The following is a 14,750-nucleotide window of genomic DNA, read 5'->3' on the forward strand; positions in this document are numbered from 1 at the left end:
GGCGGCGTTTCACCGTCACAGGTTAGCCGAAGAAGGGCGTAAAAGCTTGGTCGAAATGACGGGCGCGGCAAAGAAATTACCGCGCCCGTGAAGGCGGGGGGATCAGGAGGCGGGAGCGGCCGCTTCGACCTTCAGCGACACCAGGCCGATGCCCAGCTTCTTCGGCGTGAAGCCGCCGCTGGCGTTCTCTTTCGGCTCGGTCGGCGCCGGCGGGGTAATGCTGATCTTCTGCGCGCCGCGCGGGTTATCGAAGCGCAGGGTGACGGTGCTGTCCTGTTCGCCGAGCGACACGAAGCGCTCTTCGTCGCCGACGCGCACCGAAATCGGTTCGCCGACGTTGTTGCCGTAGGCGCGGGCGCGCAGCACCAGATCGAAGCTTTTCGGCAGCGGGTCGACGTAATCGATGTCGACCGCCGGCGCCAGATTGGCGTCGGACCAGCGGCCCCATTCCTCGACGGCGGAGACGCCGGTGATGGCCTTCACCTGTTCCGGCATGCCGGGCAGCATGAACTCGATGGCGTCCGCCCGGTATTTCACCGCCGCGTCGTCCACCTGCAGGCGGGCGACGGCGTTTTGGTAATCGGCGACGCTGTCCGCCGCCGGGCCGGTGAAGTTCACCTTGCCGTTGAAGCGTTCGCCGCTGGCCTGCGCGATCTGCGGCGGCGAGGCGAGGGTGCCGGAGGCCACGCAGATGTCGGTGCTCAGCGCCAGCTGCGGCGCCCAGACCCGGCCGATCTCGTAGCATTTATCGACCCAGACGAATTTCTCCCCCGCCCCCAGTCCGGCCAGCTGTTTGCGCAGCGGGGTGGAGAGGTAGACGTTGAACATCGGTTCGATGCGGTTATCGCCCACCCGCAGGATGAACGGCACCTTGTAGGTGACGCCGGAGAAGCTGAAGCTGCGCTGGCGCGTGTCCACGCTGTAGTCGCTGATGCGGTTCGGCAGGCCCCACTGGTTGATCACCGCCGGTTTCCAACCGTTGATCTTCTCTTCGATATTCAGGAACACCGTAGACAGCGACGGCGCCGACAGGCTGCTGCGGCCAAGGCCGATGTAATTGTCGCCGCCCATCACGTCCAGCACCGTGGCGCCGTTGTCCAGCGTGCTGCGTTTCTCGTTGCGCTGTTCCGCCAGCGGCCGGGTGCCGTCGATGATGAAGAACAGATTGCGGCGCTTCTGTTTGGTCAGGATGTCGTAGGCGGTGTTGTTCATCGCCAGATGATCGGAGGACACCACGATCACGGTGTTGCTGAAATAGGGCGAGCGTTTGATTTTGTCGATCAGCGCGGCGATGTGTTGCTGGCTGCAGGCTACCGCGCTCAGCGAGCGGTTTTCCTTGTTCTGCCAGGCGTAGCTTTTCTTGCTGCAGCCGGCGGAGATAAAACCGTCCGGGTGATGGGTATCGACGGTCAGGGTGAACAGCGAGAACGGCTGGCGCTGTTTGGACAGCTCGACGAACTTGCCGTACACCACGTCCAGCACGCTGTCGTCGTACCAGCCCCAGTCGTTTTTGTAGCTCGGATCGGCGACCTGTTCGCGCAGCTCTTTGAAGCCGTAAACGTGGTCGAAGCCGTGGGATTTCAGGAAGGTGTCTTTACCGGCGAACGCCAGCTCGGCGCCCTGATAGAAATAGTTGCTGTAGCCGGCGGCCTTCAGCACGTCGCCCAGGCAGACGTTCTCCGGGTAGAAGGTGGAGACCGCGCTGGAGGCGTTGCCGTCGAAGGGCGCGAACAGCGGAATGCCGCACTGTGAGGCGACCATGCCGGCGATGGTGTAGCCGGTGCCCGGCAATTGCTGGGTATTGCTGAAATCGATGCTGTCCGCGCGCAGGGCGTTCAGCTCGTCGGTCAGGCCGGGAAACAGCTCGGTATCGAAGTAGGTGCGTTCCAGGCTCTCGGCATAGATGTACACCAGGTTCGGCCGCTTGCCCTGTACGGTTTTTTTCGGCGCTTTGTAGTAAGTGGTGAAATCGGCGGTATCGCCGACGATCTGGCTCTTGACCAGCAGCGAGATGTCCTGAAATGCCGGGGTGGTGCCGACCGAAAACAGCGCCAGCAGCACGGCGACGAGGCTGTAGGCCACGCTGCTGCCTTTGGCTTTGCGGCGCAGCAGGCTGCGGGCGAGCACCGCGAAGATAAGCCCCAACGCCGCCAGCAGGCCGATGAAAGGCAGCACGTATTTGCTGATGCCCGCGCCTTTGAGGCTGCTGGTGACGGTGTAGATCACCGCATCGGTGATGCCGTCGCCGGTAAAGTAGTTGCTGGCGATCAGGATGACGTTCAGCACCAGATAGCTGCCGAGCAGCGTCAGCAGAATGGCGAACCACCAGCGGTTGGCGGCGGCCCGGGTGCGATAAATCAAAATCGACGCCAAAAAGAGAACAAAAGAAACGACTGCTAAAACCATCCGCCAAACCTTGTCTGATTGGAAAAAACGTTGCTGCCCTGGTCTGCGCCGCCGACCGTGCCGCGGCGCGAAAAGTGAAGGGTATAGCCTATTGCCGGCGGCGGAACAACGCGCGATCTCCCGCTACGGCCGACGAACGGCGGCTATTGTACATTTTTATGACAATAGTGTGACGTTAATCACGCCGACGGCGGCCGCGGCGGCGAAAGCTTGCTGGTCGGAGGTTTCGCTCTACGCTTAATGAGCGCCGGACGGTGCGCCCATCAGCCATTCAGGAGGAAGTATGCAGACAATCCCCGCAGCGGTACTCGACGATCTGGCCCCGCAAGGCGTGTTGCGCGCGGCGATCAACTACGGCAATCCGGTGCTGGCGCAGGCCGGGGCCGGCGGTAAACCGCAAGGCGCTTCGGTGGAGCTGGCCGCCGCGCTGGCTCGCGAACTGGGCGTGGCGCTCGAACTGGTCACCTATGACGCGGCGGGCAAGGTGTTCGCCGACCTGGACAGCGGCGCCTGGAACCTGGCGTTTATGGCTATCGAGCCGGTGCGCGCGGCGCAAATCGCTTTCAGCGAACCCTACGTGATCATCGAGGGGACTTACCTGGTGGCGAACGACGCGCCTTACTTTGAGGCGGCGCAGCTCGACCGGCCGGAGGTGCGCATCGCGGTCGGCCAGGGGGCGGCGTACGATCTGTTTTTATCGCGCACGCTGCAGCAGGCGCAGCTGGTGCGGGCGGCAACCTCCGCCGAGGCGATCGCGCTGTTTTTCGAACGGGGGCTGGAGGCGGCGGCCGGCGTGCGTCAACCGCTGTTGGCCGCCGCGGCCGCCCATCCCGGCTACCGGGTGCTGGACGGGCATTTTACCGCTATCCGCCAGGCGATGGCGGTGCCGCGGCAAAAAACGCAGGGCGCCGCCTACGTGAACGCGTTTATCGAACGCTGCAAGGCCAACGGGTTGGTGAAGGCGGCCTTGCAGCGCAGTGGCCAGGGCGAGGTGACGGTGGCGCCGCCGGCCGCCTCGGCATGATCAGTCGAGCTCCACCGCGTACTGTTCCACCGGGGTGATTTTCTTGATCAGCTTGTTGTCGAACAGGAACTGTTCGTAAGCCTGGTAGCGGGCGCGATCCAACTTGGCCGGATCGCGCGCGAACAGCGGCAGGCTGGCTTGCCACGCCTGTTTGTTCAGCTCGGTATTCAGCTCCGGGTGCGCCTTGGCGAACGCCAGCCAGGTGTCCTGCGGGTGCGCATGCAGGTAGTCGCTGCCTTGCTTCAACGCGGCGAGGAACTTGCGGATTTTCGGCTCGTTCACCGCATCGCGGTTGGCGACGATGATCAGCTCGTCATAGGCCGGCACGCCGTAATCTTCGACGTTGAACACCACCGGCGTCTTGCCCTGCAGCTTCAGCTCCAGCGCTTCGATGTTGCGGTAGCCGCCGATCACCGCATCGACCTGGCCCGCCAGCAGGGCGCTGGTCAGCTGGAAGTTGACGTTGATAAGCTTGATGTCCTGCGGCTTGAGGCGCTCGTGTTCGACCATGGTGGCCAGCGTCGCCTGTTCGATGCCGCTGACCGAGTAACCTACCGTTTTGCCCTTGAGATCCGCCGGCGAGGTGATGTTTTTATCCAGCGCGATCACCGTATTCAACGGCGTGTTGATCAGCGTGCCGACGCGCATCAGCGGCAGGCCCTGATCGACGAAGAAATGCAGCTGCGGTTGATAGGTGATGGCAAGGTCGGCCTGTTTGGCGGCCACCAGCCGCGGCGGCAGCGCCGGATCGGACGGCGGCACGATCTTGATGTCCAGCCCTGCGGCCTTGAAGGCGCCGATCTGCTCGGCCACCATAATCGGCGCGTGATCCGGGTTGATGTACCAGTCGAGCACCAGCGTCAGCTTTTCGGCCGCGCCTGCCTGGCCGGTGATGGCGGCGCCCAGCAGCAGCCCGCAAACGGTTTGTTTGATCATGGTCGTTCCTTTATCCCTGGTTATGGTTGCAATCATCAGTCGTTTTCCGGCGCCCAGGCGATCAGGCGCCGCAGCAGCGCATCCACCGCGGCCCACAGCAGCACGGTCATCAGCACCAAAATAAACAGCGCGGCGAAGCAGACGTCGGTCTGCATGCGCGCGTTGGCGTTCAGCATCACGTAGCCCAGCCCTTCGGCCGAGCCGACCCATTCGCCGATGATGGCGCCGATCGGCGCGACCGCGGCGGCCATGCGCAGGCCGGAGCCGAAGGCCGGCAGCGCCGCCATCAGCCGCACGTGCCGCAGCTGCGCCCAGCGCGAAGCGCGCATCGTGCGCGCCAGATCGAGATAGTCGTTGTTGACCCGGCGCAGCCCGTCGAAAAAGGCCGACACCACCGGGAAGAAAATCACCAGCACCGCCATCGCCACCTTGGCGCTCATGCCGAAGCCGAACCACAGCACCAGCAGTGGCGCCAGGGCGAACACCGGTATCGCCTGGCTGGTGAGCACCAGCGGCATCAGCCAGCGCTGCAGTCGCGGCGAGAAGATCATGCACAGCGCCAGCGCCGCGCCGAGCAGCACGCCCAGCACCAGCCCGCTGACGATCTCCGAAGCCGTGACCAGCGTGTGCCAGGCGAGATAGCCGCGCCCGTCCCACAGCGCCTGCGCCACCGCGCCCGGCGTGGGCAGCAGAAAGGCCGGAATGCCGCTTTGCGCCGCCAGCCACCACAGCAGCAGCAGGCCGGCAAACACCGTCAGCCCACGCCGCAGGCGGGTGAGGCCACGCTCTTTGGCAATCTTCATTGCGCGGCCCTCACCAGCTGTTGCAGCAGCTCGGCCTGGCTTTTCAGCAGGTCGGCGTCATCCGGCGCGCGCGGCGGTTGCCCGCTGATGCGGTGAGTATCGTCGAGGCCCAGCGGCCAGGGCGACAGCACCAGCAGCCGGTGGCTCAGGCGGCAGGCTTCCATCGGGTCGTGGGTGATCAGCAGCACGGTGTTTTGCGCCAGCAGCTCGGCGGCCAGGCTCTGGATCTCGGCGCGGGTGATGGCGTCCAGCGCGGAAAAGGGTTCGTCCATCAGTACGATTGGCTGGCGTTCGTAGAGCGTGCGGGCGATGGCGGCGCGCTGGCGCATGCCGCCGGACAGCGCGGCGGGCAGGCTGTGGCCATGCGCGGCCAGGCCTACGCGCTCCAGCAGATGCGCCACCCACGCCCGGTCCGGCGTCTCGCCGCGCAGCCGCGAGCCGAGGGCGACGTTCTCTTCGACGGTCAGCCACGGGTAGAGCAGGTCTTTTTGCCCCATGTAGGCGATGCGCCCGGCGATCGGCAAACCGTCGCTGCCGATCACCGTACCCGAACTGGCCTGCGCCAGGCCGGCGATGATCTTCAGCAGGCTGGTTTTGCCGGCGCCGCTGGCGCCGAGCAGGGCGACGAAGCTGCCGCCGGCGATGTCGAAGCTCAGCCGGTCGAAGACGATTTGCTGACCGAAATGCAGGCTGAGATCCCGCACCTGGATGCCAGGCGGGAGACGCGGGGAGGTCATGAGGCGTTCAGCCCCATTTGCCAAAATGCCGACTCCAGCTGGGTGGCGGTGGTGAAAATCTGCGCCAGCTCGGTGAAGCGGCCCTGTGCGCCGCGCTGCTGACCAACGGTTTCCAGCAGTTCGATGGCGGCGCGCACGCCGGCCAGATAGCCCTCGTCGCCGTAGTTGCGGATCCAGGAGGCGTAAGGATTGCCCTCCATCTGAGTGGCGGGATCGTGCAGCAGCCGCAGGCCGATTTCGGCATAGCCGGCCACGCAGGGCAGCAGGCCGGCCAGCAGATCGAGGGCGTCGCCGGCATGGCCGATATCCAGCACGTAACGGGTGTAGTTCATGGTTTCCGCCGCTTCCGGCTGGGCGGCGATCTGCGCTTCGTTCAGCCCCCATTCGGCGCAGTAGGCCACGTGCAGCGGCAGTTCGGCGACGATGCCGTTGAGCGAGGCGGTGGCGGCGCGCATCTCCGGCAGGGTGCGCAGCTTGCTGACCAGCAGCGCGTAGGCGCGGGCGAAGTGCAGCAGAAACAGATAGTCCTGGGTCAGGTAGCGGCGAAAAGCGCGTTCAGGCAAGGTGCCGGCGGCCAGCTGCTGCAGAAACGGATGATCGACGTAATCTTGCCAGTGGCTGCCGGCATGGTGGCGCAGCCGGCCGTAAAGACCGCTTTCGAACAGGGTAGTGATGGACATGGGACCTCCTTGAGTCAGTGGAGATCCGGGCACGCTGGGGTATGAACAGGCAACGGGTGATCGCGTTGTTGCCTAACCGTCCCTTCGCTGGCATGACCCAGATCAGGTTCAAAGGGTTCGGCTTGCGCCATCTCAGCCCGTAACAGGACACCCCTCGGAGCTGCTTGTTATACGACATTTGTTTTTTGATTACAATCGCCGGGCGGCGCGGCGGCAATCGGTTCGTTTAGTGCGATCGGGGGCGATTTTGCTGGCGCAGAGCGCGCGGTTTTTGTCACTGTAGGCCCATGTTTTGCCTCTGAGGATGATGCCCGATGAAAAAAATTGGTTTTCTCTCGTTTGGCCACTGGTCGCCTTCCGCCCAGTCCGGCACCCGTTCCGCAGCGGATGCGCTGCTGCAGTCCATCGATCTGGCGGTCGCCGCCGAAGATCTGGGGGCGGACGGCGCCTATTTTCGCGTGCACCACTTCGCGCGCCAGCTGGGATCGCCGTTCCCGCTGTTGGCCGCCATCGGCGCCAAAACCCAACGCATCGAGATCGGCACCGGTGTGATCGACATGCGTTATGAAAACCCGCTGTACATGGTGGAGGACGCCGGCGCGGCGGATCTGATCGCCGGCGGGCGGCTGCAGCTCGGCATCAGCCGCGGTTCGCCGGAGCAGGTGATCGACGGCTGGCGTTATTTCGGCTATGCCCCGGCCGACGGCGAGACCGACGCGGACATGGCCCGCCGCCATACCGAAGTGTTCCTGGAAGCGCTGCGCGGTGAAGGGTTCGCCGAACCCAATCCGCAGCCGATGTTCCCGAATCCGCCTGGGCTGCTGCGGCCGGAGCCGTTTTCCGCCGGGCTGCGCGATCGCATCTGGTGGGGCGCCGGTTCGAACGCCACCGCTGTCTGGGCGGCGAAGCTGGGCATGCATCTGCAAAGCTCGACGCTCAAGAACGACGAGACCGGCGAGCCCTTCCACATCCAGCAGGCCAAGCAGATCCGCGCCTATCGCGCGGCCTGGCAAGAGGCGGGCCATGCGCGCGAGCCGCGGGTTTCCGTGAGCCGCAGCATCTTCGCGCTGGTGGATCAGCGGGATCGCAACTACTTCGGCGGCGGCGGCAAGGAGGGCGATCAGCTGGGGTATATCGACGCGCAGACCCGGGCGATCTTCGGCCGCAGCTATGCCGCTGAGCCGGATGTGCTGATCGAGCAGCTGGCGCAGGACGAGGCCATCGCCGAAGCGGATACCTTGCTGCTGACCGTGCCTAACCAACTGGGCGTGGATTACAACGCGCACGTCATCGAATCGATTTTAACCCATGTCGCGCCGGCGCTCGGCTGGCGCTAAACGGAGGAGTGGCATGTCACGCATTTTCATTACCGGCTCGGTTGACGGGCTGGGCCGCGCCGCCGCGCAAACGCTGTTGGACGAAGGGCATCAGGTGATCCTGCATGCGCGTGAGCCTGGCCGTTTGGCCGCGGTGCGCGATTTGCTGGATCGGGGCGCGCAGGCGGCGATCGGCGATCTGTCCGATGTGCAGCAGATCCGGCAGCTTGCCGAGCAGGTCAATCGCCTCGGCCGCCCGGACGCGGTGATCCACAATGCCGGCATGTTTACCGGGCCGCAGGTGATGCCGGTGAACGTCATGGCGCCCTACCTGCTGACGGCCCTGATCGAACGCCCCAAGCGTGTCGTCTACCTGAGCAGCAGCATGCATTTTGACGGCGTGGCGGAACTGAACGGCGTGGATTGGCTTGGCGGCGCTGGCGGTTCTTATTCGGACAGCAAGCTGTTCGTCACCGCGCTGGCCGCCGCCGTGGCGCGCCTGTGGCCTGACGTGATCAGCAGCGCGGTCGATCCCGGTTGGGTGCCGACCAAAATGGGCGGCGCGGACGCGCCCGACGATCTGGCGCTGGGGCATGTGACGCAGGCGTGGTTGGTGACCAGCGATGAACCGCAGGCCCTGGCGTCCGGCGGCTATTGGCACCACCAGCAGCGGCTTGAACCTCACGCGGCGGTGCACGATGAGGCGTTTCAAACGGCGCTGTTGGCGCAATTGGCGCGCGCCGGCGGGGCGCACCTGCCGCAGGCTTGATGGCCGTTCCTTCCTGGCCCGCCGGTGATTATCGGCGGGCTTTTTTATGCCTGCAGGGTGAACCGACGGGGCTTTTCTTATACAGTGGTCGCCTGGCCTGTTTTGATTGTTATTTATATTATCGCCATGCACTCATTCCTGATTATCGTCCCTGAAGGGGGCATGCTGTTCGAAGCGGCGGGCATCGCCGATATCCTGATGCAGGCTAATCGCCTGAGCCCTGCCGAGACGCCGCTGTATCAGATCGCGGTCGCCACCACGCAATCTCACCGGGTGGTGCACGGCCTGTCCGGGCTGAGCCTGTTGGCCGATCATCGCCTGGCGGATCTCGATCCGGCCCAGCCGCGCGATACCGTGATCGTCGCCGGCAAGGGGGCGACCGAAGAAGAGGGCGCCCTGGTCGCCGATTGGCTGCGTCGCGCGGCGCCGCAGGCGCGCCGTATCGCTTCGGTTTGCGGCGGGGCTCTGCTGCTGGCCGAAGCTGGGTTGCTGGACGGGCGGCGGGCGACCACCCACTGGCGGCTGGCGGAGACGCTGCGGGCGCGCTTCCCGCGAGTGCAGGTCGAAAACGGCCCAATCTACGTGCAGGACGGGCCGATCTGGACCTCCGGCGGCGTCAGCTCCGGCTTCGATCTGACGCTGGCGCTGGTGGAGGATGATTACGGCTTCGTGCAGGCGCGCGAAGTGGCGCAGGATCTGGTGATGTTTCTGCGTCGCCCCGGCGGGCAGGCGCAGTTCAGCCGCTATCCGCTCAACCAGGCCAAATCGCCGGGGCCGATCCGTGACCTGCAATCCTGGATCCTGGAAAACCTCGCCGACGATCTCAGCGTCGATCGGTTGGCCGAGCGCGTGGCGATGAGCCCGCGCAACTTTACCCGGGTGTTCACCCGCGAGACGGGCATTTCTCCCGCCAAATTCGTCGAAGAGGGGCGGTTGCATACCGCCAGGCAGCGCCTCGAACAGAGCGCGGAAGGCATCGAGCAGATTGCCTTAGCCACCGGCTTCGGCAACGGCCTTAACCTGCGGCGGGTGTTTGAACGCAAACTGCAATTGACCCCGAGCGAATACCGCGAGCGCTTTCATGCGCGCAATTTGGCGTAAATTGATTGGTAAACGTCATTTACGCCGTTTCTGGTCGGCGCTAGATTTTAGGCAAAGCCCAAAAACGAGGAGTGCATCATGGTGAGAGTAGGCATTAACGGCTTCGGCAGGATCGGGCGCAACGTGCTGCGCGCGGCGCTGGGGCGCAGCGATTTTGAAGTGGTGGCGATCAACGATCTGACGGACAGCAAGACGCTGGCGCACCTGCTGAAATACGACACGCTTTCCGGCACGCTGGCGGCCAGGGTGGAAGCCGGCGACAACCAGCTGCTGCTGGACGGCCGGCCGATTCAGGTGTTTTCGCAGCGCGATCCCGCCGAGATCCCCTGGCGCAGCGCGGGCGTTGACGTGGTGATCGAAGCGACGGGCTTCTTTACCGACAAGGCCAAGGCGGAAGTGCACATCACGCACGGCGGCGCCAAGCGGGTGATTATCTCGGCGCCGGCCAAGAATGACGACATTACGCTGGTGATGGGGGTTAACGATCACCTCTACGATCCGGCTCTGCATAAGGTGGTCAGCAACGGCAGCTGCACCACCAACGGGCTGGCGCCCGCCGCGCAGGTATTGCATCAGGCGTTCGGCATCGAATACGGGTTGATGAATACCACGCATGCCTATACCAACAGCCAGGCGTTGCACGATCAGCCGGAAAAAGATCTGCGCGGCGCGCGGGCGGCGGCGGAATCGATCGTGCCTTACTCCAGCGGCGCGGCCAAGGCGCTCGGCAAGGTGATCCCCGAACTGGACGGCCGCCTGACCGGTTATTCGCTGCGGGTGCCGGTGCCGGTGGTTTCCATCGTCGATCTGACGGTGACGCTGAAACGCCCGGCTACGGTGGAGGAGATCAACGCCGCTTTCCGCGCGGCGGCGGCGTCCGGCCCGCTGAAAGGGATCCTGGGGTACAGCGATGAACCGCTGGTGTCGAGCGACTATCGGGGCGATGCGCGTTCGTCGATCATCGACGGCCTGTCCACGCTGGTGATCGGCGGCAACCTGGTGAAAGTGCTCGCCTGGTATGACAACGAGTGGGGCTTCTCCAACCGCTTGGTCGATCTGGCGCTGCTGATGGAACAACGCGGGCTGTAAACGCCCAACAGCAAAAAGCCCGCTTAAGTTTCCTTAAGCGGGCTTCTCTAAATATGGCTCCTCTGACTGGACTCGAACCAGTGACATACGGATTAACAGTCCGCCGTTCTACCGACTGAACTACAGAGGAATCGTGTGAACGGGGCGCATGATATCCAGCGGCCCCGGGTGTGTCAACGCTAAATTGCCCCGGGCGGTGCGACTGCTCGGTATCTGAGCAATAAGCTCGTCAATCAGCCCATTGCGCGTCGTTTTCCGCCTGGCCGCGCAGCAGGCGCGCCAGCGGATCCTGGCGGTAGAAGCGGCAAAAGTGCTGATACAGCGCCGGGAAGCGTTCGGCCAGCAGTTCGGGAGCGCTGAAGAAATACTCCGACAGCACGGCGAAGCACTCGGCCGCATCGGTGGCGGCGTAGGCATCCATGCTGGCGGCCTCTTCGCCGACCATGTCGATCTCGTCCTGCAGGCTTTCCATCGCGGCGTGCAGATCATGTTCCCAGGCGGCCACCTCGCGCAGCGGGATCGGCGGCACGCCGGTGGCGACGCCGCCGTTGCGCATATCCAGCTTGTGCACCGCTTCGTGGATCACCAGATTGAAACCGGAAAGGTCGAAAGAGTCCTGCACGTCTTGCCAGTTGAGCACGATCGGCCCCTGTTCCCAGCTTTGGCCCGACTGCACCACCGGCCCCGAGTGCACCAGACCGATCTCGTCCTGCCATTCGTCTTCCACCACGAACGGGGTGGGGTAGAGCAGAATTTCGTTGAAGCCGTCGAGACACTCCGCGCCGAGTTCCAGCACCGGCAAGGCGAACAGCAGGGCGATGCGCGCCTGCATTTGCGAGGTGAGCTGCAGCCCCTGCAGCGGCACGATGCGCTTTTGCTGCAAGATCTGCCCGGCGACGGCCACCAGCCGCTGCCGCTCCTGCTCATTCAGCGGCGAGAGCAGCGGGATCGCCAGCGCGTCCTGCCACTGGGCCTCGATGTCTGCCTGGGGTTGAGAGGGTTGAGTCGCTTTCCACGGCCATTTAATCATCAGGTTGCTCGTAAAGTCGTCACTTGAACGTTCAGCGGTATGCTAATGCTGTAAAAATGCCGCAAAAGCGGGCATGATAGCAAGCGTTGTCAGGAGAGATGCCGGAGCGGCTGAACGGACCAGTCTCGAAAACTGGAGTAGGGGCAACTCTACCGGGGGTTCAAATCCCCCTCTCTCCGCCACTATTCAATCACTTACGAATGAATCTTTCAACGATCCCCATCACAGTAAAATCTCAGCTCTGGCCGTTTGCCGTCTGTTTTCCTCTGTCCTGACTCTTTGCCGACGCTTATCAAAACGTCTTTTCGTCTTACTGTTGTCATGTTGCGAGCGAGAGGGCGGGTTTGACGCCGCCCGTTGGTTATGGGATTTACTCACACTGTAAACCCCGTGTTTGCCTGATATTTCTCATACCGAATTACTTGTCCGGTAGCGCATAAGCGATAATGTAGTCACCGCGCATCGGTGATTGGCGTGCGCCCCCCGCATTGATGACAATGTACTGTTTGCCGGTTTTCGGCGAGAGGTAAGTCATCGGGCCGGATTGGCTACCTACCGGCAAGCGCGACTTCCAAATCTCTTTACCGTTGGCGGTATCAAAGGCGCGTAAATAGAAATCCTGCGTGCCGGCGAAAAACAGGAGACCTGACTGTGTCGACAGCGACGCGCCCAGCGTTGGCATGCCGATAGGGATAGGCATCCGCATGCTGATGCCAAGCGGCCCAGTATCTTCGACTGTCCCTACAGGGACCTGCCACACCAATTTGCCGCTAGTCAGGTCTACGGCGGACATCGTGCCGAACGGCGGTTTCTGGCAGGGGATCCCCAACGGGGAGAGGAACCGTTCTCGCATGGCCCCGAACGGGGTGCCTTCCATCGGGACTATTCCCATTTCTATGCCGCTGGCGTTGGTTGGAACCTTATTCCTCGGCACCAGATAATGTGCCAATCCCAGGCGCATATCATTGACGAACATCAGGTTATTGTGTGGATCCACGGAGACGCTGCCCCAGTTCATCCCCCCCAGAGATCCTGGGTATTGAAGGGCGCGGTCTTCACCCGGTGGGGTGAAAATGCCCTGATAGCGCATTTCTTTAAACTGAATACGGCATAGCAGCAGGTCAATCAGCGTTGCGCCCCACATATCCGACTCTTTCAATTGTTCATTGCCCATCATTGGCATTCCCACTGAGTACGGCTGGGTGGGGGAATAGCGTTCACCCTTGATGATCCCCGCCGGTACAGGGCGTTCCTCAACTTGCGCGACGGGTTCGCCGTTTACACGGTTGAGCATGAAAATCATGCCCTGCTTGCTGGTTTGCACCAGAACCGGCGTAATGCCACCTTTGCCGTTCGGCAAATCGAACAAGAGTGGCTGTGATGGCAGATCGAAGTCCCACAAATCGTGGTGTGTGGTCTGGTAGTGCCAGCGCACTTTACCGGTAGCGGCGTCTATGGCGACAACGGCGGAGCTGTATTTATCGTCCAGTGCGCTACGAGTGCCACCGAAAAAGTCAGGTGTCGCGTTGCCTGTGGGTAAATAGATTAAGTTCAATTGTTTGTCATAGGACATGGCTGACCAGACATTCGGTGTACCGCGAGTATAGGTTTGCCCCTCCGGCGGCAGGCCGCGCAGTTCAGGATTGCCAGGATCCCAGGCCCACACGAGGTTGCCGGAGTGGACATCATAAGCTCGAACAACGCCGGGAGGTTCGTCAGTGGAAAAGTTATCCGCTACGCGTCCCCCCACGACGACGACGTCTCCGGCTACCAGCGGCGTGGAGGTTTGTTGATAATAGCCCGGTTTGATTTCGCCCATGCCACTACCGAGATCGACGGTACCGCGATCGCCAAAGGCGTCGCACAATTTCCCCGTGTCGGCATCAAGGGCGATGAGTCGGGCATCAATCGTGGGCAGGAACAAACGGCGCGAACAGAGCGCGGGTGGGCGACTCGGGGTTGTTACCGCTGGTGTGGCGTGATTCTCGTAGTAACCCAGGCCCCGGCAGCGCTGCCAGTTCGGCGAGGCGGCTTGCGGATCGAAACGCCATTTTTCTTTTCCGTTATCCACATCTAAAGCCAACACTTTACTGTATGGAGTACAGACATACAGCGTGTCGCCGATCTGCAAGGGTGTATTCTGATCTTCCGCACCAGAACCTTTGCTCGCGGGGATATCGCCGGTATGGGCTGTCCAGGCCACCTGCAATCGGGAAACGTTCTGCTTGTTTATTTGGTCAAGTGCGGCGAAGCGATCGCCGTAAGGGGTATTTCCCCAGTGTTCCCAATTCTTCTGTTGCTTGCCGGCGGTTACCGGAAACACGGGGATGGTTTTCGTCGCGCTGACCAGAGGTTGGAAACTGAACATCCATCCGAAGCTGACTCCCAGTCCGATGGCGAGGAACGCCGCTAAACTGAAAGCTGGGCCTTTGTTGATCGAATGACCGGGCATTAATGGCCAGGCGATAGCGCAAAGAAACGCTAAAACACCGAGGGTGAAAAGGCGCGAGAACAGCGGCCAGTAATGCCAGCCGGCATCGGCAATGGCCCAAAACAGGGAGACGGTGAAGGCGAGCGCGTACAGGATTATGCCGCTGCGACGACGGCGAGCAATCAGGCTGGCGGCTATAATCATCGCCAGACCCATCGCCAAGAAATAAAACGTTCCGCCGACGAAGGCCAATCTGGCGCCGAGAAGGCAGATAGCCAGACCGATGATGAACATCAGCCCGGCAAGAAACCACAGGAGGTATTTTTTCCCGTCCCGTGTCCTATGCGCTTTTTGCATATGAACTCCTTAGTGACTTTTCTCTGAGGTTGTCAAATTGGGGGAATGAGGTGGCGTTTTTAGTCAGATGG

The 14,750-nt window shown here is 62.7% G+C and carries 12 protein-coding genes, 2 tRNA genes and 1 riboswitch; of the genes, 6 read left to right on the top strand and 8 right to left on the bottom strand.

The annotated features are described in order from the left end of the window. Positions 1–102: 102 nt before the first annotated feature. A complete protein-coding gene (gene opgB / locus ACJ8KE_RS02235; RefSeq protein WP_079449900.1) occupies positions 103–2,406 on the bottom strand; it encodes a phosphatidylglycerol--membrane-oligosaccharide glycerophosphotransferase in 2,304 nt (767 codons plus the stop codon). A gap of 283 nt (positions 2,407–2,689) precedes the next feature. On the opposite strand from opgB, the gene ACJ8KE_RS02240 reads away from it, so the two are divergent. Further along, complete coding sequence (locus ACJ8KE_RS02240; protein WP_016927121.1) at positions 2,690–3,430, top strand: transporter substrate-binding domain-containing protein; 741 nt, start codon at positions 2,690–2,692, stop codon at positions 3,428–3,430. Here the strand turns inward: ACJ8KE_RS02240 and ACJ8KE_RS02245 are convergent, their stop codons facing one another. Genes ACJ8KE_RS02245 through ACJ8KE_RS02260 form a run of 4 tightly spaced genes read right to left on the bottom strand, consistent with a single transcriptional unit; the run spans position 3,431 to position 6,586 of the window. Then, complete coding sequence (locus ACJ8KE_RS02245; protein WP_442517083.1) at positions 3,431–4,366, bottom strand: ABC transporter substrate-binding protein; 936 nt, start codon at positions 4,364–4,366, stop codon at positions 3,431–3,433. Between the two features lie 35 nt (positions 4,367–4,401). Further along, on the bottom strand, positions 4,402–5,169 hold the full coding sequence (locus ACJ8KE_RS02250) for an ABC transporter permease (RefSeq protein WP_079449898.1): 768 nt from the start codon (positions 5,167–5,169) through the stop codon (positions 4,402–4,404). After that, a complete protein-coding gene (locus ACJ8KE_RS02255; RefSeq protein WP_274872184.1) occupies positions 5,166–5,906 on the bottom strand; it encodes an ABC transporter ATP-binding protein in 741 nt (246 codons plus the stop codon). The genes ACJ8KE_RS02250 and ACJ8KE_RS02255 overlap by 4 nt, the downstream gene beginning before the upstream one ends. Continuing rightward, positions 5,903–6,586: a TenA family protein gene (locus ACJ8KE_RS02260; protein WP_016927125.1), complete on the bottom strand. Its 684-nt coding sequence runs from the start codon at positions 6,584–6,586 to the stop codon at positions 5,903–5,905. The genes ACJ8KE_RS02255 and ACJ8KE_RS02260 overlap by 4 nt, the downstream gene beginning before the upstream one ends. Positions 6,587–6,648: 62 nt before the next feature. Further along, a riboswitch (TPP riboswitch) is annotated at positions 6,649–6,751 on the bottom strand. A gap of 149 nt (positions 6,752–6,900) precedes the next feature. Between ACJ8KE_RS02260 and ACJ8KE_RS02265 the strand changes: the two genes are divergently transcribed. The 4 genes from ACJ8KE_RS02265 to gap all read left to right on the top strand — a co-directional run bounded on the left by ACJ8KE_RS02265 (position 6,901) and on the right by gap (position 10,861). Continuing rightward, positions 6,901–7,923, top strand: a complete 1,023-nt coding sequence (locus ACJ8KE_RS02265; protein ID WP_016927126.1) for an LLM class flavin-dependent oxidoreductase — start codon at positions 6,901–6,903, stop codon at positions 7,921–7,923. A gap of 13 nt (positions 7,924–7,936) precedes the next feature. After that, the gene (locus ACJ8KE_RS02270) at positions 7,937–8,671 is read left to right on the top strand and encodes an SDR family NAD(P)-dependent oxidoreductase (RefSeq protein WP_079449896.1); all 735 of its coding nucleotides are present in this window, start codon (positions 7,937–7,939) and stop codon (positions 8,669–8,671) included. Positions 8,672–8,797: 126 nt separating this feature from the next. Beyond that, the gene (locus tag ACJ8KE_RS02275) at positions 8,798–9,772 is read left to right on the top strand and encodes a GlxA family transcriptional regulator (protein WP_115436733.1); all 975 of its coding nucleotides are present in this window, start codon (positions 8,798–8,800) and stop codon (positions 9,770–9,772) included. Between the two features lie 78 nt (positions 9,773–9,850). Continuing rightward, the gene (gene gap / locus ACJ8KE_RS02280) at positions 9,851–10,861 is read left to right on the top strand and encodes a type I glyceraldehyde-3-phosphate dehydrogenase (RefSeq protein WP_016927129.1); all 1,011 of its coding nucleotides are present in this window, start codon (positions 9,851–9,853) and stop codon (positions 10,859–10,861) included. A gap of 54 nt (positions 10,862–10,915) precedes the next feature. Here gap and ACJ8KE_RS02285 read toward each other — a convergent pair. Continuing rightward, a tRNA-Asn gene (locus ACJ8KE_RS02285) sits at positions 10,916–10,991 on the bottom strand. Positions 10,992–11,090: 99 nt separating this feature from the next. Continuing rightward, positions 11,091–11,891: a DgsA anti-repressor MtfA gene (gene mtfA / locus ACJ8KE_RS02290; RefSeq protein ID WP_048795162.1), complete on the bottom strand. Its 801-nt coding sequence runs from the start codon at positions 11,889–11,891 to the stop codon at positions 11,091–11,093. 92 nt (positions 11,892–11,983) lie between these two features. On the opposite strand from mtfA, the gene ACJ8KE_RS02295 reads away from it, so the two are divergent. Further along, a tRNA-Ser gene (locus ACJ8KE_RS02295) sits at positions 11,984–12,073 on the top strand. A 236-nt stretch (positions 12,074–12,309) separates the two neighbouring features. Here the strand turns inward: ACJ8KE_RS02295 and ACJ8KE_RS02300 are convergent. After that, on the bottom strand, positions 12,310–14,679 hold the full coding sequence (locus ACJ8KE_RS02300; protein ID WP_282676948.1) for a membrane-bound PQQ-dependent dehydrogenase, glucose/quinate/shikimate family: 2,370 nt from the start codon (positions 14,677–14,679) through the stop codon (positions 12,310–12,312). Positions 14,680–14,750: the final 71 nt, after the last annotated feature.

The organism is Serratia sp. CY56464 (genome assembly GCF_052168435.1).
GTDB lineage: Bacteria > Pseudomonadota > Gammaproteobacteria > Enterobacterales > Enterobacteriaceae > Serratia > Serratia marcescens.

Excerpts from the sequence above, each read along its gene's own strand:
- opgB (WP_079449900.1), bottom strand. The coding sequence starts at position 2,406 with ATGGTTTTAGCAGTCGTTTCTTTTGTTCTCTTTTTGGCGTCGATTTTG.
- ACJ8KE_RS02260 (WP_016927125.1), bottom strand. The coding sequence starts at position 6,586 with ATGTCCATCACTACCCTGTTCGAAAGCGGTCTTTACGGCCGGCTGCGC.
- mtfA (WP_048795162.1), bottom strand. The coding sequence starts at position 11,891 with ATGATTAAATGGCCGTGGAAAGCGACTCAACCCTCTCAACCCCAGGCA.
- gap (WP_016927129.1), top strand. The coding sequence starts at position 9,851 with ATGGTGAGAGTAGGCATTAACGGCTTCGGCAGGATCGGGCGCAACGTG.
- ACJ8KE_RS02250 (WP_079449898.1), bottom strand. The coding sequence starts at position 5,169 with ATGAAGATTGCCAAAGAGCGTGGCCTCACCCGCCTGCGGCGTGGGCTG.
- ACJ8KE_RS02240 (WP_016927121.1), top strand. The coding sequence starts at position 2,690 with ATGCAGACAATCCCCGCAGCGGTACTCGACGATCTGGCCCCGCAAGGC.
- ACJ8KE_RS02265 (WP_016927126.1), top strand. The coding sequence starts at position 6,901 with ATGAAAAAAATTGGTTTTCTCTCGTTTGGCCACTGGTCGCCTTCCGCC.
- ACJ8KE_RS02245 (WP_442517083.1), bottom strand. The coding sequence starts at position 4,366 with ATGATCAAACAAACCGTTTGCGGGCTGCTGCTGGGCGCCGCCATCACC.
- ACJ8KE_RS02270 (WP_079449896.1), top strand. The coding sequence starts at position 7,937 with ATGTCACGCATTTTCATTACCGGCTCGGTTGACGGGCTGGGCCGCGCC.
- ACJ8KE_RS02275 (WP_115436733.1), top strand. The coding sequence starts at position 8,798 with ATGCACTCATTCCTGATTATCGTCCCTGAAGGGGGCATGCTGTTCGAA.
- ACJ8KE_RS02300 (WP_282676948.1), bottom strand. The coding sequence starts at position 14,679 with ATGCAAAAAGCGCATAGGACACGGGACGGGAAAAAATACCTCCTGTGG.
- ACJ8KE_RS02255 (WP_274872184.1), bottom strand. The coding sequence starts at position 5,906 with ATGACCTCCCCGCGTCTCCCGCCTGGCATCCAGGTGCGGGATCTCAGC.